This window comes from Pseudoalteromonas sp. SCQQ13 (assembly GCF_015864415.1).
GTDB classification, from domain to species: domain Bacteria; phylum Pseudomonadota; class Gammaproteobacteria; order Enterobacterales; family Alteromonadaceae; genus Pseudoalteromonas; species Pseudoalteromonas nigrifaciens.
Map to the genome: position 1 here is coordinate 136,214 of NZ_JADYXG010000004.1, position 24,782 is coordinate 160,995.

Consider the following 24,782-nt stretch of genomic DNA (forward strand, 5'->3'; position numbering starts at 1 on the left):
CATGCTAAAAGTATTTTAATCATTATACATAATTAAACGAATTGCTCTATGCTAGCGTTTTTAATTTGCGGGCACGGAGTAACAATGCAAAAAATATCGGTTGGCTTAGGCATGACATTACTTGTGGTGGGTAATATTATTGCGGTTTTTTCTGATGCTATAATCAAAACTTTACCAGCAGAAAGTCCCACGTTTCAGTTTGTATTTATGCGCCAACTTACCGCAGTATTAATTTTGCTCCCGTTTTGTTTGTCGGCGAATAAAAAACATTTATTTGCCGGTTTAAAATGGCATGCGGTACGCGGACATGTATGGTTATTTGGTATTATATTTATGGTGTTTGCGCTAAAAGCTTTACCGCTTGCAACCGCTAACGCTATTTTTTATGCAGCGCCTTTATTAATGCTGCCTTTAGCAGTAATGATATTTCGTGAACAGCTAACAAAAAGCAGCATAGCTGTGGCTGTTATTGGCTTTATAGGGGTACTTATTGTTATTCAGCCTACCGACATTAATTGGGCGGCTATATTTGCACTTGTAGTCGCAATTACACTGGCAATAAATAATGTACTAATACGAAAGTTACCTAAACATCATAGTATTATGCAAACTTTGTTACTTACCAATTTAGTAGGTATGCCTGTGGGATTAGGTTTGGCGCTGTGGGAAAACGAGCCATGGCATTGGGCCGCACTTATTACTGCGTTTGGCTCTACACTGTTTATTTTAATTTATGCGGGAATTTGCGTGTATGTTTATAGCAAAATCGAATCGAGCCAAGTTGCTAGCGCTGAATATAGTGGCTTAGTGGCGGCTGTCGTTGTTGGTTTATTTTGGTTTGGCGAAGTGCCTACACTTGGCTTAATAATTGGCGCATCGTTAATTATTTTACCCTTAGTATGGTTGGCTAACGTACAAAAAAACAAACAGCGATTGGTTAAACGTCAACTCACAAAATAAACTACTGCGCGTGGTGTGCACTGCGCAGTAGTACTTAGTGTTTAAGCCAAATAAACAAATGTAAGTTAATTTTCGCTTATATTACTTTTGTAAACCAAACGGGTCGTCAATACTGTGGCTAGGCTCGGTAAACCATTTTGCACCACTGTCGGTCATATAAAAATGATCTTCTAAGCGCACCCCAAATTCATCCGGTATAACCAGCATTGGCTCGTTACTAAAACACATGCCAGCGGCTAGTGGCGTTTTATTACCGCCTACCAAATAAGGCCATTCGTGAATATCTAAACCAATGCCGTGGCCTGTACGGTGCGGGCAACCAGGTGTTTGATAATCAGGGCCTAAACCTTGCTCAGCTAAGTAGCTGCGCGCAGCTGTATCTACGTCTTCACATGGCACGCCAATTTTTGCTGCAGTGAAAGCTGCAATTTGTGCTGCTTTTTCATTATTCCAAAATTGACGTTGGCGATCAGTTGCTTCACCAAACACATAAGTGCGGGTAATATCAGATAAGTAATCATGTACTTTACAGCCAGTATCAATAAGTACCATGTCGCCTTTTTTAAGGATTTGCGGATCTTTTACCCCATGCGGAAATGACGTTGCAAGCCCAAATAACACGATACAAAAGTAGTTACCCGGCGCGCCTACTTTTTGATGCGCTAGCTTTATAAACTCTTCAACTTCAGTGGTACTAATACCCTCGTGCAGCATGCTTGCCGTAGCTTGGTGAACCACTAAGGTCATATCCATAGCGCGTTGCATTAACGCCAGCTCATTGGCTGATTTATGCATTCTACAATGTGCTGTAACAGGTTGAGCATTCACTAAATTTAAGCCCGTTTGCGCTTTATTAATACCATCAAAAATAAAGAACTGCGCGCTTTCGTCAATACCAATAGTGCCATTAGCCGCAATACCCATTTCCGTTAATATATTAACAAATAACTGATATGGGTTTTGATGCTCTTGCCAACCACGGATTGGCCCGTCAATTACTTTAAAACCATTGAGTGAGCCAATTTCAAAATAAGGAGCTATGTATTGCACTTCACCTTTAGCAGGCAAAATTGCGCCAACTAAACGCTCACTTGCATACCAACGCATACCGGTAAAATAAGCCAGGTTAGTACCTGCATTTAAATAAATGGCATCAATGCCATTGTTTTGCATATACGTTTGCGCTTTGGCTATACGAGATAAATATTCTGCCGGTTGAATAGGGGTTAAATCGCTGGTCATATTGCTTAAGCTAGCGAGTGCTTGTTCTTTGGTTTGGGTGCCAATACCAATTGTGGTCATAATGATCTCCTCTTTTATGCGGCTATTGTGCTTGTGCGGCAGGTTAACTGCAAGTTGCTTGCGGTAAAACTTTGTAATCTGAGCATGTATTTAATAAAGCCAATGCGCTATATTAATCTAAGTGCTAGGCAGTTTGATTGCTGCGTATGTTGTTTAGTAAACTATAAAAATAAAAACAAAGGTGGTTGTATGGCTCTGTTGTGGTTGGGGGTTTTATTTATAATAATTGGCACTTTGCCATTTGTACGCTGGTTAAAATGTAAAGTAAGTAAACGCCACTGGCGGGTTTGTGTTGTAGAACAAATAACTGCCGTGGCAAATAATCAAATAACAGCACCCGAAATGTTGCATCAGCCAACTATGCTAGTGAGTTTTCGTTTTGATGGGCAGGTGCACAGTGTATTAGTGGAATATCGTGAAAAAATGTTTACCCGTTTTAAACAAGGTAAAACCTGCACACTGTTAGTTGACAAAAATAACCCGCAGCAGGTTTATAATAACGCAATACTTTGGCAAAGCTACGGGTTAGTATGGTTATTAGCCGGTATTAGTTTATGTGCTTTTAGTTATTTTAGTTTAATTTAGCTTGATTTAAATCCCCTCGTTATCCCTTAATAGCGTTTAAGTGCAGCGCTTTTGAGGGAGCTTACCATGCGTTTTATACTCTGTTTACTCTTCTTTTATCTCATCCTAACACTCGTTTTACAGCTACCAGATTAATTTTACAGTTGCGCAGATGATCAAAAAACTCGTCATTGGTTTAATTATTGCGCGGTGGTTTTTCACGCTGAAATGTAAGTAAGTGGGCTCATTGTTTCCTCTGTGTTTTTGTTATGTTTACTTTATGTTTGCCCTTGTTAATCAATGGTTTGTGACCCCTGTAAAATCTTATACTATCGTTGTTTGCTATATTGAATAACCTCCAGTGGTTGGATAAAATCCTTTTCAAATTGGTTATTACTGATCACAGCTCATTTACTACGAGTTATCGTAGCTGATCATTATTAGCGCCAAAACAGTTAGCTTAAAGTTAACAGCTATATGCCTTTAATTTTTACTGACACAAAGTTAACTAAAAACTCTACCTTTAAAAGTAACTAATTTCGTATTTGTAGCTAGCAACCAGCACTGCTTAGCTAAATTACGGCTGCATTTAATTAAATAGCGCTGCAAATACATTTAATGTAACCCCACAACGACTATGGTAAACATGAAATATAACAAACGAATTAAACCCTCTTTATCACTACTTTCAATATTATGCGCAGCTACAATGAGTGTTCACGCAGCAGAGCGCCCCGCTGGTTTATCGGATGAAGATATTGCATACGTTAAACAGTTAATTAATAATGAAATGCAAGCGCAGGATGACGCTAAAGCTAAGCAAGAATTGGATAATGGGTTTGAATTTAATGGGTATTTTCGCTCAGGTACAAACACCATTATAGGGAGTGGCAGTAAAAATAATGGCTCTTGTTATTCACTAAACTACCCTAAAAATGATGGGGTTTATTATCGCTTAGGTAACGAATGCAGAGATTACAGCGAGTTTCAGCTGACTAAAAAACAGCAGCTAAATGGGGTTAATTTTAAAGCCGTATTTATGATGGACTTTGCCGGGGATTCAAGAGATCCAACCGCAACGGAGGAGTGGTCTAGACGCTCAAGGCAGCTTTATGTAGAAACAGACAACTTACTCGATAATGGTACGCTATGGATTGGCCGCAGATATTATTACGATAAGGCAGTTGGTAGCGTACATATATTAGATTACAAACATATGCAAAGCTCGGGTAACGGCGTGGGTGTGTCCGACATTACGGTAAATGAAACCGATAAGCTGCATCTTGCTGCCATCACTTATGGTGGCGAGGGCGAACTTACAGGTAACAAAGCCACTGCAGATACTAACTATCAAAACTTTATGGCCGACGTACGCTATGAAATGGATGTAGGCGATGCGGGTAAAGTGGTATTTGCACTGCAAAACTTATTTGTAAATGATGCAATTGATGAAGCAGGGCTTACCGATGGCAGAACGTTTACAGTGCAATGGCAAAAGCAGTTAGGCAATGTTGATCAAAAAACAGTGATTCAATACGGTACTGGAGCCATGGCGCAAAACCCAGGCGCTGCCGGTACTGATGGCGGAAGCTTTGATTATGCGGCAGATAGCAGCTCAAGTGGCTTTCGTATTTTTAATAATGGCTTAGTTGATATTACCGAAAAATTTAAACTAGATTACATGGTAATGTACGAAAAATCATCTGATTATCACACCCTAAAAAGTGTTGGTGTGCGCCCGCATTATTCAATATCGCCGCATTGGAGTGTGCTTGGTGAAGTGGGTTATAACGCTTATCAAACTAAAACAAACGGCATTGAAAATGATGAGCAAACACTCATGAAATATGCGCTAGCATTACAAGCAACAGCCGACTCTACCGAATATTGGTCGCGTCCATCGTTACGCTTTTACCTAAGTAACTTTGATTGGAACAAGGCTGCTGGGCAAGAGTCTGGGTTAAGTGTTGCAGGCAAAGAGGGCGACGAAAGTGCCTTAGTTGCAGGCGCTCAGGTTGAAATTTGGTTTTAATACGCAGTATTAATGCGCCATAAAAAATACAATAAAATAAGTTTCGTAGGCGCATTTAGTGCCTACGAAACGTTAATTAACCTCGCTATAAAATTAATCTAAACCATCACTTAATGGTTTTTCTTGGCAATGCTTGCTGGTGGTACGCCATAGGCTTGTTTAAATAATCGGCTAAAATGGCTAGGGCAATTAAAACCCAGCTCATAACACGCTTGGCTAACCGTGCGCCCCTGTAACAATTTACTATAGGCTTTTTTAAGCCTAAGTTGCTGCTGCCACAGTGCTGGGCTAGTACCAAACGCCAACTTAAATTGTTGATAAAACTTGCTGCGACTCATGCAGGCAATTTTACACAGCCTCTCTATATCCAATGCCTCATTTAAGTGCTCTTCTATGTATTGCAAAGCATTATTTACCGGTGTTTTAAGCTGCGGATTATTGCCATGTTTTAGTAATAAATCTCGACTTTGCTGCTGTAGCAAACGGGTAATAAGCTCGTTTAACGATAAGTCGATTAAATAACCTCGCTGCTCGTCGGGCTCACTAAATAAATGCACTATACGCGCTAAAAGTTGTTGGGTTTGGCTATTGTGCTGGCTATGTACCAGCTGTGGTGTATAGGCAAATAAGTCATCGCTGGCAAAGCGTTGCTCAATATTGAGTGCATTAGCCACCTGCGTTATTTTATCTGTACTTATTTCTATGGCAAGGCAGGTGGTAGGCGCGCTTAAAGATGCTTGTTCAAAGTCAATTAACACCCCTTGCTCTGGTGCTAACACAAAGGATTCGTGAGGTAAAAATGCCTTATGATATTGGCAGCTCTCTACATGCATTACCTTTTTACCACTAAGCATGGCGCAAAAAAGTAATTCTTTTGAATGCAAAGCTACTTTTTGCGCATTTTGATAAGTATCGTAAATACTTAGCTCGCTATTATCGGCAGCAAAGGTCACTTTATTTTCAATTAGCACCTTTAATTGCTGACGTTGCTTATTTAATTGCGGAGTATGCATTTTAATCCCTTTTAAATCTGGACTCATAGACAACTTTTGTGGACAGCAATACATGCTTTTAAGTGTTTGATAGTCTAATGTCAATCAATGCTGATTAATTATAAAACAGCACTTGATTAAATATAAAGCAAAAAGACTTATTTAATAGCTCGACTTTTAGCTAATAACAACAAGAGAGTGTCACTATGATTTATGCAAATCCAGGCGAAAAAGATGCACTAATTACCTTTAAAGCGCAATACGAAAACTACATTGGTGGAGAATGGGTAAAGCCAGTAAACGGCCAGTACTTTGAAAATATTAGCCCTGTAAACGGCAAAGTGTTTTGCAAAGTAGCGCGCTCCGACAAAGACGACATTGAGCTTGCGCTCGACAAAGCCCATGCAGTAAAAGCGCAGTGGGGCACTACATCGGTTACCGATCGTAGTAACGTATTACTAAAAATAGCCGACCGTATTGAACAAAATTTAGAGTTACTTGCGGTTGCCGAAACGTGGGACAACGGCAAGGCAATTCGCGAAACACTCGCGGCCGATATTCCATTAGCCGCCGATCACTTTCGTTATTTTGCAGGTTGTCTGCGCTCACAAGAGGGCGGTATTAGTGAAATTGATGAAACTACCGTTGCCTATCATTTTAATGAACCGTTAGGTGTAGTTGGGCAAATAATTCCGTGGAACTTCCCAATACTAATGGCAGCGTGGAAGCTAGCCCCAGCCTTAGCTGCGGGCAACTGTGTAATACTAAAACCGGCAGAGCAAACCCCTGCCTCTATTTTAGTGTTAATGGAAGTGATTGGCGACTTACTGCCAGCGGGCGTACTCAACGTAGTTAATGGCTTTGGTAAAGAAGCAGGTGAAGCTTTGGCTACCAACACCCGCATTGCTAAAATCGCCTTTACGGGGTCTACCCCAGTGGGTTCACATATTTTAAAATGCGCCGCCGAAAATATTATTCCGTCAACGGTAGAGCTAGGTGGTAAGTCACCCAATATTTTCTTTAGCGATGTAATGGACAAAGACGACGCTTTTTTATCTAAAGCAATAGAGGGCGCAATACTGGCCTACTTTAACCAAGGTGAAGTATGTACTTGCCCATCGCGACTATTTATTCAAGAAGATATTTACGAGCAATTTATTGAACGCATTTTACAGCGTACAGCACAAATTAAACGCGGTAACCCGCTAGATACCGAAACCATGGTAGGTGCGCAGGCGTCTAAAGCGCAATTTGATAAAATATTAAGCTACATCGAAATTGGTAAAAAAGAAGGCGCCGAAGTACTTACCGGTGGTAACGTAGAGCAGTTAAGTGATGATCTTAACGGCGGATATTACATTCAGCCTACGCTATTAAAAGGCACCAACGACATGCGGGTATTCCAAGAAGAGATTTTTGGCCCGGTTATTTCAATGTCGACCTTTAAAGACGAAGCCGAAGCGTTGGCACTTGCCAATAGCTCTGAATTTGGTTTAGGCGCCGGTGTATGGAGCCGCAACATGAACCAAGCGTATCGTATGGGGCGTAAAATTGAGGCAGGCCGTGTATGGACTAACTGTTACCACATGTATCCGGCTCATGCCGCGTTTGGCGGCTATAAAAAATCAGGTATTGGTCGCGAAAACCACAAACTCGCACTGGGTCACTACCAACAAACTAAAAACCTATTAGTAAGCTACAGCGAAGATCCGCTCGGCTTCTTTTAATTTTAAGTACAAAGTTAAAATAAACAACCGTTAAGTAATAAGCGCTGCATATTTGCAGCGCTTTTTTGTACATTGGTTTAATTAATTTAAAACGACTCAACCGCGTTATCGCTCCTAGCACTAGGATAGTGCGTACCATGAAATTACATAAAAGTTGTAACCCATACCCATTGAAGGTAAGCATCAATCGTGTTTTTGCACACTTTTCATTATATGTGTTCTTTTTTCCGTGTTAAAAAAGGGTGTTTCATACAAGCTAAATTTTATAATTAATAACTGTATAAATTTGCAATAGTTGCGGCTTTGTCGGACAACATTATTAAAAGTCGTTTTGGGGCATTTTAACAAAGGCAATTTTATAACACACGTAATTACTTGTTTACATTAGAGTTGTTTGATGGAATTATTGAGCAATGTAATATACGCCGTTTTGGGGTGTTATAAACCCCCATAGTGGTGTTCAATAAGCTGTTAGCCAAATGGTCTATCTAATTAAGGAGTAAATAGTTGGCAGGATTTAGTAGTAGTTCAAGGCCTATTAGCAAAGTGGTTGGCGCAATAGAAGATCACGGCTTTGTTATATTGAATGCTCTAGGGCCACTAGGGGTGGCAGTTTTCCTAACATTCGTTGCTGATTGGTGGGACGGTAATAATTTAGGAAATGTATCTCATTTCAAGGAGTTCTTGTTAGCATTCAAGTTTTTCGTATGGAATCCTATTACAGGGGCAATTTTTTTCCTGTTGTTAACATTGTGGGGCGCTGTTGGTCAGGCTAAAGATCTTCGAGCGCTTAAAGCTATGAATGACTCTAATTCTGAAGAAATAGCAGATCTTAAACTAGAAAATGATAAGCTGAGAATAGAGGTGTCAAACCGAGAAAATAGATTAAGAGCTGAGGTGGAAAATAATTACTTGTTGGCAGAAGAATTAATTAGCTCATTCAAGAGAATGGCACACCTTTGGACATGTCAGATTTTTAATGAAATGACATTCACTGTTAAGCATAGAATATCTATTTATTACTTAGATAGTGAGAAGAAGAATCTTGTTATTCTCGATAGATTTGCAAAAAATCATGAATTCAACCAGCCTGGTCGACCATTCTTTTCAAGGAACCAAGGTGTAATTGGAAAAGCGTGGGCTGAGGGTGAGTATTTCGATAAATCTATCCCCATTTTTAACAGAAAGAATACAAACTACTATCAATATCTTGATGATAATTACGGATTCTCAAGAGATATTAGCTCCCGATTGAGAATGAAGAGTTGTACTATTGGTGGGTTTGCTATTGAGGATGCTCACGGCCACTATATAGGTGTAGTAATTTTTGAAAGCCAAGATCAGAACGATTTTGATGATTCTAAACTAAGAGAGTTGGTAAAAAGAGAGAACCACAGATTGGTTGAATTCATATCAGATGCATCGTCACGAGATATGAGACCTTTGCCAGCACAAGATGGCGGCAGAAGCGAAGGAGAGGCTGATGAGCAAAAAGTTGCATGACCTTATGGCGTTTCTATACTCAAAAATAACCCATAAGGCTGACTTATCAAAGGCCAGATTTACTAAGCTGGTATACCTCGCTGACTGGAAGATGAGCCAAAAACATGGTCGCACTATCTCGAATATAGAGTGGCTTTTCAATCACTATGGTCCATATGTGGATGATGTTGTGAATCTCGCAAGAGATAGTTCCGACTTTAATGTGGTTGTTACACGAAACCCGTATGGAAGCTTAAAAGAACAAATTGAATTTGTAGGCGATATAAAAAACTATAACTCCATAGATTCTGATGAGGTTCAGGTTATCGAAGAAATTGTTCGTGAAACTGACTCTCTGTATTTCAACGATTTCATTGATCATGTCTATTCGACTTTCCCTGTAAAAGAAAGTAATCGATACGCTGTATTAGATCTTCCAAAAATGGCGCAGAAGGAAGTATTGGCTAACAAAGCGTTACACCGGACAAGCCGGTGAACGCGGCGTTAGCCTTACAAGGATAATCATGGCTGAATCTGATGACGATATGAATAAAAGAAAGCTAAGAGAGTTGGAAGGTAAGAATATTGCCTTTTATTCAACGCTACTATCAGCATGGATTCAGACTAAGATGGAAAGGGATAAAACATTAGTAACCCTTTCATCCGCCGCTATAGGTTTATTAGTTACTATTTTGACAACAGTTGGTGTAACTCACCATTACATTCTTTTTATATATATTGCTGCATTTATAGGTTTTGGTATTTGTATTGGTACTTCATTAACAATTTACCAATTAAACTCTAAACACTTAGAAAACGAACTTAGCAACAAAACAAGCAAAATAAAATTAGAAAAATACGACAAGAGATCATTTAACTCTTTTCTATTTGGCGTATTATTCTTGTGTTTAATAGGTATATATTCGGCATACAGTTCATTAACAATAACGGAGAATAGCACTATGAGTAATGAGAATAAGCAATTAGATACCTCAGAATGGGAAAAAAGAAGTCTCGATGGTATTTCGGACTTAAAACCACAAGAGCCAGAACCAGCCAAACAAGACTCGGATGACGAGTAAGGCTAACAACACGCCCTGAGGTGGACAGCAAGCACTAAAGCTCACTTACCACCGCAAATTTTAACAGCGGTGATTCCTTACTTTTCAATGCGATTAAGTAAGTTGATTCATCGTAGGGCGTATGTGTTTTCCAGCACCTAAATAGTATTTTTATCCACTTAAATGCTAATGATTTGATGATGGTACTATGGGGGTTTCTGTAGGTTTCTTGCTGCCGATAATAAGCTTTTCCCAAAATGAATAACGAATAGTAAAACCAGCCCATTCTACAAATTTTTGTCTTAAAAATTTAGAAATTAAACAGAGCCCCTTAAAGTTTTCACTTGGCGTATTCATAGAGTATTTTATTTATACCAATCTACATCAAAAGGCTTTAAGTAGATTGGTATTGTGTGATGTGCAATATAGTTGTTTTTACTTGTTTTTAAACGGCATGATGAGTAACCCCCACAGCGAGGCATTTTGCTTAGCACTTGGGTATTCAACCAAGCCTATATCTATTTCTGCGTCGACTTTTTTGGCCTCACTTTTATAGCTGCCAAAAAGTTTGTCCCACCAAATAACGCTAAAACCATAGTTTGAGTTTGTTTCACTCACTACTTTACTGTGGTGAATGCGGTGCAGTATTTGCGTCATTAATATCAGGCGTAGTGGCTTTTCAATGGCGTTTGGTAGGCGTATGTTTGCATGGTTAAACAAGGCGAGTCCATTTAACGCGATTTCAAATATAAGTACGGCAATGGCGGGTACGCCAAGTGCAGTAACTGCAATGAGTTTTATAACTATGCTAAGCACAATTTCGATGGGGTGAAAGCGCAGGCCGGTACTGGTATCTACATGCGCATCGGCGTGGTGTACGCGGTGCAAACGCCATAATAGTGGCACTTTATGAAACAATCTATGCTGCCAATAAATGAGTATATCGAGCAGTACAAGGCTTAGCACTATGGTTACTATGCTAGGTATGGCTAGTTGGTTAAATAAGCCAATGCTGTGCTCATGATTGTAAAGTGCTACTGCGGTTAAACCAAGTGGTACGGCTAAGCGCGCAATGATAGATGAGGCAAACACTAAGCCAAAATTTGCAAACCAGCGAGTGCTGCTTTTAATGGGCGATTGCCTTGCGGGCTGTCGCCATTCAAGCAGCATCATTATGACTAAAATGCTAAAAAAGCAACCGAGTCGCCACCAAACTTCGTTAGTCATTATTATTTATAACCTCATTGGCTTCTTGCTGTTTAAGTGTGTGGTAGCCGCCATGTATACGGGTAAATATGGTAATGGCACAGGCAAAAGCAAATATGCCTGCGAGGAGGGCAAAGTGCTGCGGCCAAATACAAAAGGCTATAAATAGCGCTATTGTTTCTGTGCCTTCGGTTAAGCCATTTAAGTAATAAAAGCTTTTGTATTTAAATTGCGGCTTTTCGAGTTTAAACTTTTCAGCGGCTATGGCAAAGGCTAAAAAGCTTGAACCCGTGCCAATAAATGCAGCGAGTAATATTGCGCCTGCAATGGCGTTTTGTTCGGGGTTTGCCAAAATAAAGCCAAGCGGAATGGCCGCGTAAAATAAAAAGTCGAGTGTAATATCTAAAAAGCCGCCGGCGCTTGAGCTTAAATTAGCATGACGTGCTAGTGCGCCGTCAAGCCCATCTAAAATGCGATTTAAAACAATGGCAGCTAATGCGCCGTACCACATTTCAAAAGCAAGTAATGGCACTGCGAGCAAGCCAATTAAAAAGCCAAATACCGTTAGCTGATCGGGTGTTATGCCGCGTTTATGTATCAGCATTACCACAGGCTTTAACAGTGGTTTTATTACAGGGGTGATAAATTTATCTAACATAGGGTGCCTTGTGCGCTTAAAGTACAGTATTTAAGGTGAAAAGTTTACCGTTTGCAGCGCCGTAATCGCTATGATCGTGCGTTACCATAATGGCAGGCAGTTTATGTTGGCGTATTTGGCTAAACACCAGTTCACGGGTATCAACGCGCAGTTGCGTGTCGAGCTTACTAAAAGGCTCATCGAGTAAAATAGCTTTTGGCTCACTTAATAACAGTCGTAATAGCGCAACACGTGCTTGTTGACCGCCCGACAAACTATCGGGATGGCGATTGGCCATTCCTTTTAAACCGACTTGCTCAAGTGCGTGTGCTATTTTTTCAATGCGTTGTTTTTTGTCCCCTTTGGGCATAGCAAAAGCAATATTACCCGCCACACTTAAGTGCGAAAACAATAAAGCGTCTTGATACAGTACGCCAATATGGCGTAAATGCGTGGGTAAATCATTTATATTTTTACCGTTAAGCCACACCTCTCCAGTGGCTTTAAAGCCACTGGGTAAAGTACCTGTAAGCCAATTTAATAAGCTTGATTTACCACTGCCCGATGGGCCCATAATTGTTAGAATTTCACCGCCATTAACTTGCTCGTTTAAGCTAAGTAGTCGCTCATTTTGGCGATAAAGCTGACAATTTTTAATCTGTAAAGATGACTGCATTAAAAAACCTTTAACTCAATACTGTTTAATATAGGTACTTTACACTCGTGCACTTTTAAAAAAGTACTTAGGTAAAACCCATGCCAGTATAAATCCAATAAGCGGGAGTGCCATTTGCATAATAGCGTATACGGCACTGGTGCGCCTACTTGCGCCATTTGCCAGGGTAACGGCTTCGGTTGTTATGGTGGCTATACGCCCGCCACCGGCTAAAAGTGTTGGTAAGTATTGACCAAAACTGATCGCTAATCCCAATGCGGCTGCAATTAAAATAGGTGCAAATAACTGCGGTAATTTCACCTTAAAAAACACTTTGCAAGGCGCTGCGCCCAAACTTGCTGCAACGCGCGCAAAGCGAGAGTCTAACCGCCTATAACTGCTCGCGAGTGACAAAAATACGTAAGGCAAAACAAACAGTAAATGGGTAAACACCACATTAAAAAATGCGGCTTGGTTATTTACCCATTGTTGTATCCATACTAGGCCAAACAAAAAGGCAATACTGGGTACTAATAGTGGTAAGTAAATAATTAAACTGGTAAAGCGAGAGATGGGTTTGTCGCTTAACTGCTCCGACTCTAAACACAATAAAGTAACCGTAATGGCAAATACCGTTGTTACTAAACCAATAGCTAGGGTATTAAAAAGCGGGTTGCTCATTTGCATTAATGCACTGTTAAAATGCAGTAGTGTAAATTGCTCAGGGAGTGCATCGGGAAAGCGCCAAAAGCCCGCAACCGACCACAAAATAAGGGCAATTAGCGACAGTAAAATAAAACCGATCACTAAAACGGTGAGCATTACCGTTAGCTTTTGCCAATAAAATCCGCCGTATTCGCGCACCCCGTTAGTGAGTGAATCGCTAAATAATACCTTTATCGCTTTTTCGCCGCTAAGCCAAAGCGCAAGTAACCCACCCGTGAGTGCCAGTTGTAGCAAAGCACCGGCTGAGGCTTTAATACGTAAGTTTAAATCGACATCGTTAAACCAATGCATAATAGCTACCGCTAATGTTGGCGGTGTATTTGGGCCTAAAATAAGTGGCATTTCTACACTGGCGCTGGCATAAGCGAGCACAGCTAAAATAGGTAAACGCAGCAGTGGGTAAAGGCTAGGGAGTATTACTTTAAAAAAGGCGGTCATGGGGCAGTAACCCAAATTAAGCGCAACTTTATGTTGCTGGCGTAATTTTTTGCCAAGTTCAGGCTGCGCCAGTACGCCTAGTGCCATTAATAACAAAAATGGCAGTTCTTTAAGCGTTAACCCTAAAATTATACTAATGCCGAACGAGTCATGCGGAAATAGGCCGTTTGGTGCAAGTTCCCACCCGCTTAACCAAGGCGATATAATTCGTGAAATCATGCCTGAAGGGGCAATTAAAAAACCTACCGCAATAGCCGCTGCAGCGTGAGGTATAACTAAAATAGGGCTCAGTAAACGCTGAATGCGGTTAAGCCAAGGGCTGTTAAAAAAAGCGGCTAAAATCATCAAAGTAATAATAAAAGCAAGTAAGGTACTTATTAAACCGGTGCCAATACTTAGCATAGCCATATTTACTAGGCCGGGTGTTTGCCAAAGCATGGTAAAGCCTTGCAAGCCAAATGTTGTTTGATCAAGTGCAGGGGCATAACCAAAGGCGGGTAGTAACACACTAATTAAGCCGCCAAGTACGGGTAAAATAAGTAAAACGAGTAAAAAGCGTGGGCTTAATTTTACTATTTTACTAAACATATCATGGCTTTTACGGGCGTGAGGCCCATGGCTTGTCGCCACTTTATTGCTAACAACACTCATTGGCTTACCCCATAGCGAGTTTGCCAGCCTTGCATTATGGCATTTACCCAGCTTGGGTGTGGCTCGCTCAATGTGCGCTTAATACTGTTAAAAGGCAGTGCACTTGGATGCGGTTTAGCTGTTTTAAACAAAGCTTGTTGTTCTGGCGTTAGCCTTGATTGAATAAGTACGCTTTTATCGCCCCATATATGTGCTTTTTGCTTTTGGGCTTGCGCCTCTGGGCTTAATAAAAAGTTAGCGACTAATTGCGCACTTTGCGGGTGGCTTGCATTATAAGGAATTGCCACAAAGTGAGTATTACTTAAACTGCCATCAGCCATTGCATAGCTGCGAATGCTTTTTGGTAAATCGAAGCGTTTAACGGCTGCGGGCACTTCGGGTGCTGAAAAGGTAAAGGCAATACTTAGCTCGGTATCGTCTACTAAACGGCGCATTTGCGCGCCACTTTGCATAAAGTGAGTGCCACCACGCCAAAGCGTAGGGTGTAGCTTATTTAAAAAGTCCCACAGTGGGGTTAACACTTGTGCTGTGTTGTTAGCGGTAGCCGCTTGGTTTAACTGCGCTTTAATGCTTTCACTACTTTGCTGATGCAGTATTACTAAGGCGTATTTTAAAAAGCTCATCCCTAAAAAATCAGGCGGCTTTGGGTAGCTAAAACGCCCCGGGTTTTGTGCGCTCCAGTTTAATAATTCGTTTAATGTAGTAGGGAGTTTGTTGTTTGTTTGTTCATTTATTGCAATGCTGTCGTAATAAAAGGTGAGCGATGCTTGCCCCCACGGTGCTTCCATACCATTTGTGGGTATACCAAAGTCAAAATTAACAGCTGGGTTATTAGCGGGATCTGTGTATGCAAAGTGTGGCAGTTTATTCGCCCACTGTTTTAACAACAATGCGTGCTCGCTCATGGTGGCAAAGTTAGCGCCGTTTATCCATACCAGATCAACACTGCCTTGGTCATTATTTTGTGCTGATTTTTCGGCCAACACACGGCTTACTGCTTCGCTGGTGTCGCTGAGCTTTACATGCACTAAGTTAATATTATATTTAGTTTTAACTTGCTGGGCAGCCCATTGAATATAGGCATTTATTTGCGCGTCGCCGCCCCAGGCATAAAAGTACACGCTTTGGTTATTACCAAGCGTTTCAATACTTTTCCAGCGAGTGACTAAATCTTTACTCATATTTTGAGCGTTATTATTAGCAAAAGTGCTTAAACTTGTTATTAAGCAAACGCAAAACGCGACACAGTAAACACTGTATCGCGTAGCTGTTTGCCAAAACTTACTGGCGTGCATTTAAATCCCAGTTGTAGTCTAAAAATTTTACTTTCATGTCATTATTTTTAAGCGCTTTTTGCTGAGCGGGTACTAGTTTAAGTGCATCGCTATATTGCAGTAAAAACTGCTGTAGCGTGTCTGCACCTCTAAAACCTTTTTCAAAGTCATCGCCGTACCATTTAAATATAGAGGAGATATTTAGCGTATTTTCCTGCGCAAAATTACGTGTTGTATCAGATAAAAAACGCACCGTTTGCTGTTGCAATTGGCTCTCTAGTTCAGTAGCTGTGAATGCCTCCCCGCGCAGCGCAGGGCAACCAATACTTGCACAATTTACAGCAAAATGAATACGTGGGTCGTTATATTTACCGCTGCCACGAATTAAACCATGCTCTATGTCATCAAGGCTGCGAGTTTTACCAAGTAGTGGCACAAACTCTTTGCTCCATGGTGAGCTAAAAAAGCTGCCTAAGTCTTTAATTGACTTAATATCAGGGTATTTAGTTAATATAAGTTCAACAGTCCACGCATTATACGCATTAATTAAAAAAGCGAGTTGCTTAGGCTTTTCCCACGCGTCAAACTCGTTTTGTGTTACAGCACTTAACGAAGCTAAATACGTTTTTAGCTGTGCATGCTCACGTTTTATGGCAGCGTAATCAACCTCTGTGCTGTGATTATGGTTAATTGCTACAACATGCTTATTTAGCAAGGCATTCCAGCTATCGTGCAGGTTATTCGTCGTGCTTTGCGCTTGGCTTGCAAGCGACGTTGCAAGTAACGCTGCACTTAATAATAAAGGCTTTAATGTTGTGTTAAACATATTAGCCTCGACGCCACGTATGATATTTTTCGAGCATGTTAAGTACTTTTTCAGGCGCATGCGCGCGTTTCCACTCACCTGCAGCGTATTTGTTGCCTTCAGCCCAAGTAGGATAACTGTGTATAGTACCCAGTATTTTATTAAGGCCTAAACCGTGTTTCATGGCCAGTACAAATTCAGCAATTAAATCACCCGCGTGTTCAGAGACCACAGTTACACCGAGTATTTTGTCTTTGCCTTTAGGGGTAATGACTTTTATAAAGCCTTTTGTGGCGCTATCGGTAATTGCGCGGTCTAGCTCTTCAAACTCAAAACGAGTGATTTCAAAATCGATACCTTTATCAATTGCATCTTGCTCGTTTAAGCCCACACGTGCCACTTCTGGGTCAATAAAGGTGGTCCATGGAATAACGCGGTAATCTACTTTAAACTTTTTAAGGTTACCAAATAAGCCGTTTACTGCTGCGTACCAACCCTGATGAGCCGCTACGTGCGTAAATTGATAAGGGCCAACAATATCGCCTGCGGCAAAAATATTAGGGTATAGCGTTTCTAGGTATTCGTTAGTGACTATTGTACGGTTTGTTTCTATGCCTAGCGCTTCAAGGCCGTAACCTTTAAGGCGGGCACTGCGGCCAACAGCGCATAGCAGTTCGTCGTATTCAATAGCAATTTCTTCATTATTGCCTTCGTTAAGGCGTTTAACAATAATGAACTTTTTACCATCGCGCGCTTCACAGCGTAATGCCTGATGCGAGGTTAAAATGTTTACGCCGCTTTCGCTCAATGCTTCATGAGCAAAGGTAGACACTTCAACGTCTTCTTTGATCATGATGCGCTCCGCCATTTCAATTTGCGTAACGCTTGAACCTAAACGGGCAAAGCTTTGTGCTAATTCGCTACCAATTGGGCCACCACCAAGTACTACAAGCTTTTTAGGTGCCTCATCTAGCGCTGCAAATTTATCCCATAAAGTATCGCTTGTTACATAACCGGTTTCTTCTATACCGGGCAGTGGCGGTACAAATGGGCGTGCGCCAGTGGCAATAACAATAGTACGCGCAGTTAATGTTTGCGTGCCGCCATCGTTAAGTTTAATTTCTACCGTCCACGGGTCGATTAATTTGCCGTAGCCTTTTACTACGTCTACGCCTAAATTAGTGTAGCGCTCTATGCTGTCGTGCGGTGCTATATCGGCAATTACTTTATGAACACGCGCCATTACTTTTTTAAACGAAAACTGCGGTGTCATGTTTTCTAGGCCGTAGTGTTCACCGTGGCGAATTTGCTCTGCAATTTTAGCGCTTTTAATTATCGCTTTACTTGGAACGCAACCGTAGTTTAAACAGTCGCCGCCCATTTCACCCGCTTCAATAAGGGTTACTTTTGCTTTAACAGCAGCGGCAATATAGCTTGTTACCAAACCACCAGCACCCGCGCCAATAACAATCATGTTACGGTCGAAGCTTTTAGGTTTAGTATAGTTTTTGTATACACGACGTTTTTTAAACACGTTTAAGATTCCTTTAGCAATAAATGGGAATACGCCCAATAAAGCGAATGATAAAATTAAGTCCAACGATAAAATGCCCGATAAACTCTCTATTTGAGCAAGCTGCGTACCTGCATTAACAAATACAAATGTACCGGCTAGCATACCCACTTGGCTTACCCAGTAAAAAGTCCATGACTTGATGGCTGTTACGCCCATTAACAAGTTGATTAAAAAGAACGGAAACACCGGCACTAAACGCAACGTAAATAAGTAAAAGCCGCCTTCTTTTTCAACGCCTGCATCAATGGCTGCTAAACGCTCAGGAAAGCGCTTTTTAATGGTGTCGCGCAATAAGTAACGTGATACTAAAAAGGCCAATGTAGCACCTATGGTTGATGCAAACGATGCAACCAATAAGCCTTCAACTAAGCCAAATAAAGCACCCGCTGCCAGTGTTAAAATAGCCGCGCCCGGTAAAGACAATGCAGTAACCACCACATACAATAAAAAGAATCCGCCAATTATTAATAGCGGAGATTGCGCTTTATATTGGCTAAACTGATCCATCGAGCCTTTTAAGCCCTCAAGCGTAAGTAGTTGGTGCAAATCAAAATGAAAGAACAGGCCGATGGCGACCGCTGCAATCAATAACAAAAGTATTTTTTTAATCATGTTCTCTCTCTTTCAAACTTGTCTTTAAAAATTATGCGTAAGCGTCAGCTTGGCGTTTATTGGTAATTCAGGAAAAGCCAAGGTTGCACCAAAATAACCGCCTTCAAATACAGGGCGCCAATTTTTTTGATTGGTAACGTTGTTTACATCTAAGCGTAACTTGGTGCTAGGCGTAAAAGCATAGCTAGTATTTACGTTTAATGTGTACTGATCGCGAATATGTACGGTTGCCAAAAAGTCTAATGGGTAACTCTTTGTATATAGACCTGAAAAACCCGTTTGCCATTTCGAATTAATTGAATAATTTCCGTTAAAGCTAAAAGATTGCTCTGGAATGCCTTGAACTTGGCTACTTGAAGGCGCAAATGCGGTAAAACTAGGAGCGCCCACACTGGTGCCTGCAATAATATCAGGACGAGAATTGTCAAATGCATCGGCTACTTGGGCAGAATCTTGACTACTTGCAGAATTATCGTAGCGGGCGTCAATGTAGCTATAACCTGCGCTTAACCAGTACGGGTAGGCATCGTAAAATACTTGGCTTTCAAAACCTGTGGTGCGAATACCAGTATTACTGCCATCGCGGTTACGTAAACTACGGCGTTGGCTAAATATTGCGCCATCGGCGTACCAATCGCTATTGGTTGGTGCATATTTTAAACCAAACTCAACTAGGGTATTTTCGGTGGCAAAATTTTGTGCACTAATGGTATTGTCGCCACCAAGTGTAGTGCCGCCAGCCATGCTATTTGATGTGGCTTCGTTGTAACTTGCTGCGCCATAAGTGGTGTAATCATCGCTGAGTCGGTAATTAAAACTTACTTGCCCTGAATGCAAAGTGTCGTTAATGCTGTCGCTGGCGGCAATTTTCCCTACAGGTGCTATTGGGTCGTTTGCTTCTACGTCATAAAAGTCAACGCGGTAGCCAACACTGGTATGAAACTTATCTGTCCAATCTGAATCTTGCTGAATAGCCACCCCTGTTTGCCATGAGCGTGAGTCTGTGGTGTCTGATAAGTTAAAGTCGCCACTGCCGTCGTTATTAATATCGTACTGACCACCCGGCGATACATATACACCTGGGCGAAGTTCAATAAAGCGTGCTTGTTGCTCTGCACTTAGCGGTATGCGTCTATTTGAAAGTGGGCCAGTTAAATCTATGGGTAAGTCGGCTTCGGTGGTAAATTGGCTGTAACCTAATACGCGGTTATAACGTACATCAAAGGCAAAAATAGTTTGCTGGTTACTATTCCAAAGGTAGGTAAGCTCGGTACGGTTTTGCGCGGTATCGGCACCCTCTATAATTTCAACAAAGCTGTTTTGTGCAATTTCATCACGTTGTAAATGCTGAAAGTAGGAAATGTTTTTAATTGACGCATTACTAGAAAGCTCACGTTTATAAATACTGTGTAGTAAGTAAGTAGTGGCTTCGTTTTGATTATCAGGATCGGTCAGTACGGTACTGCGATCTATTTTAACTTGCCCGGTTGGCGAAATAATCGAACCCGCTAAAGGTACAGTGCTACCATTTGCTTGCACACCTTGGCCGGTAATATACAGTCCGTCATCTATTAACGCCTGAGTAGGGCGGTTAATACCGGCGTTATCGGTAAATTCAACTTGGTATAATTCAAAATTAAGATCCCAGCTGCTTTTATCATCAGGAAATACACGCAGGGCTGCAAATAAGCTGTCGCTTTTTGTGCCTGAGTAGTCGTAATAACTGCCGTTATCAATATGCTCTGCACTAACTCTAAAACCTACTTTGTCTTTTACTATGGGGGCGCTGTAGTCAACCAGTACACGATATTGATCCCATCGTCCTGCCGATAAACTTGCTTTACCTTTACTTTCGTCTGTAGCGGCTTTTTTAGAGTGTAAGTTTACAAACCCGCCATTGCGTTGGCTTGAGCCAAATAATACCGGTGGCGCACCTTTTACTACATCTATTTGTTCTATAGCGTTGAACGATAACGGTACACCAAAGCCATTGTTGCCCGCTTGACGACGTGTACCATCTTGAAAAAGCTCACCTAATTGGCCGCGTATAGTGGGTAAACTTGGCGCGCCAAAACCACTTGCTGAATAGGTATTAGGGCTTACTGCAAGCACATCTTGTAACGTGGTAATGTTAAGCTGCTCTATTAGCTCGCTCGAAATAGGCGTTACCGAACGTGCTATGTCTTTTAGTGCTAAGTTGTCGCCAAATGGACCATCTATGCTGGCATCTTTAACTGAAAGGCCTTGAGATTTAATAACTTGGCCAGCTACTTCAATGTGCTCTATGGTGTTATTGGTTGTTACTGTTGAGCTTTGGGCAGCTTGCGCCAGCAGTGGGGTATTTAATACGCTTGCTAACGATAGGGCTAAGTATTGGTATTTCAAGGGCTTTCTCTTTTTTGTTAATAGTTGATGATGATAAAGACCGAAAGGTGTAAAAATAACTTTCAGTAAAGTTTCGATTTTTTTTATTTTTTAGGGCATAACAAAACAGCTGCGTTTAAAGCGTGCCAATAAAACATTGCTGTTTCATTTGTAAATAAAATAGTAATAGGGTGGCGATATTACACAGATTATAAATAATTGCTTTTAAACATATTTTTAAATTGTAGTCTACTTGCCAGCAGTTAACCTATTATATTTATTAGCTTTTATGTACAGCGTTTAAATACTTAAAATAAGCCGTGCTTTAACTGTTAATAAGCTAAGTAGGTAAGGGTAATTAAAAATAATTATACTTTTTTGAAATAAAAACCAAGTTATACGGTCTTGGTAATTTAATAGTTTATTAATATTTTTTATTAAAGGAAGTTTTATGACAAACCCAATCAGTGCCGATCTACAAAACCGTTTGCAGTGGTCTTTATTCTCTCTGCGTGTGGGTGTTTTTATTGTAATGATAATGTGGACGCTGGATAAATTTGTGAACCCGGCACATAGCGCCGGTATTTTTGAAAAGTTTTATGGCATTAGTGGGTCAACAGATATAGTGGCGTATGTGTTAGGTGCGCTGCAGTTAGTTTTAGTATTAGCATTTTTGGCGGGTATTAAAAAGCGACTTACTTACGGAATCATTTTTGTAATGCATGGCTTGTCTACACTTTCATCGTACAACCAGTACATAGATGGCTTTAATCACTTATTATTCTTTACTGCATGGCCAATGTGGGCAGCGTGTTTTGCGTTGTATTTACTGCGCGACCAAGACGTAAAATTTACTATAAAGTAATACATAAAAAATTGGTTATAAGCCGCTTGGCTTATAACCAAATAGTACACAAGGGAGTGTATCAAAGTTAAAGTTATAGTGTATAAAGTAGTTACTGCATGCAGTTAGTGCATTGCATCGTTGTAGTGCTCAGCTAAGCTTTCTTTTTGCCCTTCGGTTAGTGCTTTGCCGGCTAGTTGAAATACTTCGTGCTCTTCCTCATCTAAGTGATGATGCACTAAATGATGGAGTTTTTTAGCAGCAACCAACCACGCTGGTGAACTCCTATCGGTTTCTTCAAGTTGTTCAATTAATTCATCAATATCATGATGTTCTGCCACACTATGGCGGGCTTTTTCATGGGTTAGATCTTCAAACATCAGTGGGTTATAAAAATATCGCTCTTCAAACTTTGCGTGTTGTTTTAGCTGTGTTTTTAGTTCAAGCATTAATTTTTGACGCTCATCTGTATCACCATGAGTTTGAATAAGCGCATCTACTAACTTACGCTGTATGTCATGATCGGCGCGTAGTGCTTCAAAAATATTCATTTTATTTCCTACTTTACTTATTGTTTAAATAATATGAAGCAAATATAAGGCCATTTTTAATACACTGTAATACAAGGGGTTTTGTTTTTATTACAAAGAGATTATTTGAGAGGTGTGTAAAAATTACTATGCACAGTATAAAACTAACAACAAAAAGGGCTAATATTGCTACTAGCCCTGTAATAAAATAACTTACTTATTCATAACCGTATTTAGCTAGCTATTTATTTGCGTCTTTTATTGCTTTAAGTTTAGCTGCGTGGTCAATTTCAAACGCAGGCATGTCTTTATTGCCATCGATCAGGTAGTTATCCATCCAACGCATTAAACGTAAGCTGTAGTCGTACTGGGCTGCTACTTTACGGTTACCGTGGCCTTCGCCAGGGTAGTAAACTAAACGCACGTCTTTACCTTGCACTTTCATGTAGCGGTATAGCTCCATTGATTGCGCTGGGTGTACACGAGGATCGTCTTTACCGTGCATAATTAATAACGGTGTTTTAGATTGTCCAGCCCAATAAATAGGGCTGCGCTCTAAGTACCATTGCCATTTATCCCAAGGGTATGAACGAGCATGTACTAGGTTCATTTCGTTAGATATATCGGTAGTACCAAACTTAGATAGTTGATTAGATACGCCAACAAACATTACGCTGGCAGCAAAGTGCTCAGTTAATTTTGTTGCGCCCCACGCAGAAGCATAACCGCCGTATGAGCCACCAGTAATACCAACACGTTTAGTGTCTACTAAACCCATATCAACAAGGTGGTTTTTAAAATCTACTAAGTCATCAAACTCTTTGCCTGCGTAGTCATTTTGGCCAAGTTTAGAGTAATCAACCCCTTTACCCGTTGAGCCACGATAATTTGGATAAAATACAGCGTAACCACGAGCTGCTCCCATTTGACCAGGACGTGAGTAGTTAGTTAACCAACCGTCTTTGTCATGGCTTTCAGGGCCGCCATGTACCGACATGATTAATGGGTAACGTGTCCCTTTTTTATAATCAAGCGGATACACAAGTACACCATCAATTTCTACGCCGTCACGGGCTTTTAAATTAATTGTTTGTTGCTTGGCAAAGTGCTTGTCGTTTAGCCACGTGTTTGAATCGGTTAAACGCTCTGCTTTTTTGCTACGAACAATAAACACTTCGTTAGGATGTTTTGCGGTATTGGCGCGCAGCGCTAAGGTTTTATCTGAAGCAGAGATACTTAGGCTTGAGGCAATAAATTGACCTTCTTTAACTATTTTTTTGTATTTATTGCTGCCGGTTTTAATGCTGCCGACAAAGCTTTGGGTGCCTACATTGGCAATAAAGTTTAAGGTATTGCGTTTATTCTGCCATTCAATATCGGCTACGTGGCCGCTAAAGTTGGGTAACCACTCATCTACTTTACCGCTTTTTGTATCGGCTAAAAATAAGCGACCAGTAGCAGGATCGTGTTTATCTTGTGCGCCTAAAATTGCGATATAACGACCATCATGAGAAAGCTCTGCTGTACCAAGTTTACCCTCTGTGGCAAACGACATAGTTACTTGATTACTTGCTATATCAAACAAGTGCCATTGTGATTTTGTGTACTTATCATCAATTAACGCAGTAGGCTGAGTTTTAACCAGTAGCTTTTTGCCATCGGCAGCCCAGTTAACATCACTAACATAGTTAGCTACATTGAGCGCGGCAGGTGAAAGTGGCTTATCGGTTTTTTTTAAATCAGCAATAAACAGCTGTTTGTTTTTTAAACCTTGTTCGTATACCTCTGCCATAAAGCCTAATTTTTTAAGCTCTTTATCAGATTTATCAGCTGCTGGCATTGCCAAAATAGCGAGGTGTTTATTGTCAGGGCTTAGTGCGTAGCTTGAAATAGAGGTATCTTTTAATGACAGTACTTTATGTGCTTGGCCGCCATCAACCGGAATTTGATAAAGCGCGGTAAATTTGTCATCTTTTAATTTTGCTAAAAAGTAGATGGTTTTACTGTTGTTAGACCATTGAATGCTGCTAATACTAACCGAACCGGTAATAAAAGGGCGCTCTACACCTTTGTCGTTAACCACATACAGCTCACGGTAGTTAGTGCCATTTTCATCAACATACAGCTCACGCGGCACCGAACGAGTAAAAGCGACATTATCGCCATCTGGACTAATACTGGTTTGAATAACTGATTGAATTTTTGGGATATCTTCAACCGTTAATACTGTTGAAGCACTTACCAATGAGCTAGATAATCCCATTGCAAGCACTAAGCTAAGTTTTAACATTAAACTTTCCTTTATATACACGTTAACTTGGCAGTATAGCAAGGCTGATGTAAT

General features: G+C 40.7%; 20 protein-coding genes and 1 pseudogene. 8 read left to right on the forward strand and 13 right to left on the reverse strand.

Translation table 11 applies throughout. The features are described from left to right. The first annotated feature begins 84 nt into the window (after window positions 1–84). A complete protein-coding gene (locus tag I6F41_RS05015) occupies window positions 85–960 on the forward strand; it encodes a DMT family transporter (protein WP_010553617.1) in 876 nt (291 codons plus the stop codon). Window positions 961–1,041: 81 nt separating this feature from the next. On the opposite strand, the gene I6F41_RS05020 is transcribed toward I6F41_RS05015, so the two are convergent. Beyond that, window positions 1,042–2,262 carry a M24 family metallopeptidase gene (locus tag I6F41_RS05020; protein WP_197107840.1) on the reverse strand — a complete coding sequence of 407 codons (1,221 nt, stop codon included), beginning with the start codon at window positions 2,260–2,262 and terminating at the stop codon, window positions 1,042–1,044. 189 nt (window positions 2,263–2,451) lie between these two features. On the opposite strand from I6F41_RS05020, the gene I6F41_RS05025 reads away from it, so the two are divergent. Together I6F41_RS05025 and I6F41_RS05030 are read left to right on the forward strand one after the other, a co-directional pair. Next, window positions 2,452–2,847: a hypothetical protein gene (locus I6F41_RS05025; RefSeq protein ID WP_033012968.1), complete on the forward strand. Its 396-nt coding sequence runs from the start codon at window positions 2,452–2,454 to the stop codon at window positions 2,845–2,847. A gap of 688 nt (window positions 2,848–3,535) precedes the next feature. After that, on the forward strand, window positions 3,536–4,858 hold the full coding sequence (locus I6F41_RS05030) for a carbohydrate porin (protein ID WP_041454899.1): 1,323 nt from the start codon (window positions 3,536–3,538) through the stop codon (window positions 4,856–4,858). A 110-nt stretch (window positions 4,859–4,968) separates the two neighbouring features. Here I6F41_RS05030 and I6F41_RS05035 read toward each other — a convergent pair whose 3' ends face one another. Next, complete coding sequence (locus I6F41_RS05035) at window positions 4,969–5,871, reverse strand: AraC family transcriptional regulator (RefSeq protein WP_197107899.1); 903 nt, start codon at window positions 5,869–5,871, stop codon at window positions 4,969–4,971. A gap of 185 nt (window positions 5,872–6,056) precedes the next feature. Here I6F41_RS05035 and exaC point away from each other — a divergent pair, with 185 nt between their 5' ends. The 4 genes from exaC (at window position 6,057) to I6F41_RS05055 (ending at window position 10,141) form a co-directional block, all read left to right on the forward strand. Next, on the forward strand, window positions 6,057–7,577 hold the full coding sequence (gene exaC, locus I6F41_RS05040) for an acetaldehyde dehydrogenase ExaC (protein WP_011329851.1): 1,521 nt from the start codon (window positions 6,057–6,059) through the stop codon (window positions 7,575–7,577). 507 nt (window positions 7,578–8,084) lie between these two features. After that, on the forward strand, window positions 8,085–9,080 hold the full coding sequence (locus tag I6F41_RS05045; RefSeq protein WP_197107841.1) for a hypothetical protein: 996 nt from the start codon (window positions 8,085–8,087) through the stop codon (window positions 9,078–9,080). Continuing rightward, window positions 9,061–9,555: a Panacea domain-containing protein gene (locus I6F41_RS05050; RefSeq protein WP_197107842.1), complete on the forward strand. Its 495-nt coding sequence runs from the start codon at window positions 9,061–9,063 to the stop codon at window positions 9,553–9,555. Before I6F41_RS05045 ends, I6F41_RS05050 begins: the two co-directional genes overlap by 20 nt. A gap of 28 nt (window positions 9,556–9,583) precedes the next feature. Further along, entirely contained in the window at window positions 9,584–10,141 is a 558-nt protein-coding gene (locus I6F41_RS05055) for a hypothetical protein (RefSeq protein ID WP_197107843.1), read from the forward strand. A 34-nt stretch (window positions 10,142–10,175) separates the two neighbouring features. Here the strand turns inward: I6F41_RS05055 and I6F41_RS18155 are convergent. The 9 genes and pseudogenes from I6F41_RS18155 to I6F41_RS05095 form a co-directional block, all read right to left on the reverse strand. Continuing rightward, window positions 10,176–10,429: pseudogene (locus I6F41_RS18155) on the reverse strand (IS110 family transposase); the annotation flags it as partial. Window positions 10,430–10,555: 126 nt separating this feature from the next. Continuing rightward, complete coding sequence (locus tag I6F41_RS05060) at window positions 10,556–11,347, reverse strand: sterol desaturase family protein (protein ID WP_197107844.1); 792 nt, start codon at window positions 11,345–11,347, stop codon at window positions 10,556–10,558. Beyond that, a complete protein-coding gene (locus I6F41_RS05065) occupies window positions 11,340–11,984 on the reverse strand; it encodes a CDP-alcohol phosphatidyltransferase family protein (RefSeq protein WP_089369151.1) in 645 nt (214 codons plus the stop codon). Before I6F41_RS05065 ends, I6F41_RS05060 begins: the two co-directional genes overlap by 8 nt. Window positions 11,985–12,000: 16 nt before the next feature. Continuing rightward, window positions 12,001–12,639, reverse strand: a complete 639-nt coding sequence (locus I6F41_RS05070; RefSeq protein ID WP_197107846.1) for an ATP-binding cassette domain-containing protein — start codon at window positions 12,637–12,639, stop codon at window positions 12,001–12,003. Window positions 12,640–12,678: 39 nt separating this feature from the next. Next, window positions 12,679–14,433, reverse strand: a complete 1,755-nt coding sequence (locus I6F41_RS05075; protein ID WP_197107849.1) for an ABC transporter permease — start codon at window positions 14,431–14,433, stop codon at window positions 12,679–12,681. After that, window positions 14,430–15,728 (reverse strand): ABC transporter substrate-binding protein, encoded by a 1,299-nt coding sequence (locus tag I6F41_RS05080; protein WP_086994651.1) that lies wholly within the window; start codon window positions 15,726–15,728, stop codon window positions 14,430–14,432. Before I6F41_RS05080 ends, I6F41_RS05075 begins: the two co-directional genes overlap by 4 nt. Then, the gene (locus I6F41_RS05085) at window positions 15,715–16,533 is read right to left on the reverse strand and encodes a DUF547 domain-containing protein (protein WP_197107851.1); all 819 of its coding nucleotides are present in this window, start codon (window positions 16,531–16,533) and stop codon (window positions 15,715–15,717) included. Before I6F41_RS05085 ends, I6F41_RS05080 begins: the two co-directional genes overlap by 14 nt. Before the next feature lies 1 nt (window position 16,534). Next, window positions 16,535–18,700 carry an FAD-dependent oxidoreductase gene (locus I6F41_RS05090; protein WP_011329863.1) on the reverse strand — a complete coding sequence of 722 codons (2,166 nt, stop codon included), beginning with the start codon at window positions 18,698–18,700 and terminating at the stop codon, window positions 16,535–16,537. A gap of 24 nt (window positions 18,701–18,724) precedes the next feature. After that, window positions 18,725–21,085, reverse strand: a complete 2,361-nt coding sequence (locus I6F41_RS05095; RefSeq protein WP_197107852.1) for a TonB-dependent receptor — start codon at window positions 21,083–21,085, stop codon at window positions 18,725–18,727. Window positions 21,086–21,515: 430 nt separating this feature from the next. Between I6F41_RS05095 and I6F41_RS05100 the strand changes: the two genes are divergently transcribed. Further along, window positions 21,516–21,929, forward strand: a complete 414-nt coding sequence (locus tag I6F41_RS05100; protein ID WP_197107853.1) for a hypothetical protein — start codon at window positions 21,516–21,518, stop codon at window positions 21,927–21,929. Window positions 21,930–22,033: 104 nt separating this feature from the next. Here the strand turns inward: I6F41_RS05100 and I6F41_RS05105 are convergent, their stop codons facing one another. Beyond that, complete coding sequence (locus tag I6F41_RS05105; RefSeq protein WP_011329866.1) at window positions 22,034–22,459, reverse strand: hemerythrin domain-containing protein; 426 nt, start codon at window positions 22,457–22,459, stop codon at window positions 22,034–22,036. A 220-nt stretch (window positions 22,460–22,679) separates the two neighbouring features. Next, window positions 22,680–24,728 carry a S9 family peptidase gene (locus I6F41_RS05110; RefSeq protein WP_197107854.1) on the reverse strand — a complete coding sequence of 683 codons (2,049 nt, stop codon included), beginning with the start codon at window positions 24,726–24,728 and terminating at the stop codon, window positions 22,680–22,682. Between the last annotated feature and the right edge of the window lie 54 nt (window positions 24,729–24,782).

Excerpts from the sequence above, each read along its gene's own strand:
- I6F41_RS05015 (WP_010553617.1), top strand. The coding sequence starts at position 85 with ATGCAAAAAATATCGGTTGGCTTAGGCATGACATTACTTGTGGTGGGT.
- I6F41_RS05020 (WP_197107840.1), bottom strand. The coding sequence starts at position 2,262 with ATGACCACAATTGGTATTGGCACCCAAACCAAAGAACAAGCACTCGCT.
- I6F41_RS05025 (WP_033012968.1), top strand. The coding sequence starts at position 2,452 with ATGGCTCTGTTGTGGTTGGGGGTTTTATTTATAATAATTGGCACTTTG.
- I6F41_RS05030 (WP_041454899.1), top strand. The coding sequence starts at position 3,536 with ATGAGTGTTCACGCAGCAGAGCGCCCCGCTGGTTTATCGGATGAAGAT.
- I6F41_RS05035 (WP_197107899.1), bottom strand. The coding sequence starts at position 5,871 with ATGCATACTCCGCAATTAAATAAGCAACGTCAGCAATTAAAGGTGCTA.
- exaC (WP_011329851.1), top strand. The coding sequence starts at position 6,057 with ATGATTTATGCAAATCCAGGCGAAAAAGATGCACTAATTACCTTTAAA.
- I6F41_RS05050 (WP_197107842.1), top strand. The coding sequence starts at position 9,061 with ATGAGCAAAAAGTTGCATGACCTTATGGCGTTTCTATACTCAAAAATA.
- I6F41_RS05055 (WP_197107843.1), top strand. The coding sequence starts at position 9,584 with ATGGCTGAATCTGATGACGATATGAATAAAAGAAAGCTAAGAGAGTTG.
- I6F41_RS05060 (WP_197107844.1), bottom strand. The coding sequence starts at position 11,347 with ATGACTAACGAAGTTTGGTGGCGACTCGGTTGCTTTTTTAGCATTTTA.
- I6F41_RS05065 (WP_089369151.1), bottom strand. The coding sequence starts at position 11,984 with ATGTTAGATAAATTTATCACCCCTGTAATAAAACCACTGTTAAAGCCT.
- I6F41_RS05070 (WP_197107846.1), bottom strand. The coding sequence starts at position 12,639 with ATGCAGTCATCTTTACAGATTAAAAATTGTCAGCTTTATCGCCAAAAT.
- I6F41_RS05075 (WP_197107849.1), bottom strand. The coding sequence starts at position 14,433 with ATGAGTGTTGTTAGCAATAAAGTGGCGACAAGCCATGGGCCTCACGCC.
- I6F41_RS05080 (WP_086994651.1), bottom strand. The coding sequence starts at position 15,728 with ATGCACGCCAGTAAGTTTTGGCAAACAGCTACGCGATACAGTGTTTAC.
- I6F41_RS05085 (WP_197107851.1), bottom strand. The coding sequence starts at position 16,533 with ATGTTTAACACAACATTAAAGCCTTTATTATTAAGTGCAGCGTTACTT.
- I6F41_RS05090 (WP_011329863.1), bottom strand. The coding sequence starts at position 18,700 with ATGATTAAAAAAATACTTTTGTTATTGATTGCAGCGGTCGCCATCGGC.
- I6F41_RS05100 (WP_197107853.1), top strand. The coding sequence starts at position 21,516 with ATGACAAACCCAATCAGTGCCGATCTACAAAACCGTTTGCAGTGGTCT.
- I6F41_RS05105 (WP_011329866.1), bottom strand. The coding sequence starts at position 22,459 with ATGAATATTTTTGAAGCACTACGCGCCGATCATGACATACAGCGTAAG.
- I6F41_RS05110 (WP_197107854.1), bottom strand. The coding sequence starts at position 24,728 with ATGTTAAAACTTAGCTTAGTGCTTGCAATGGGATTATCTAGCTCATTG.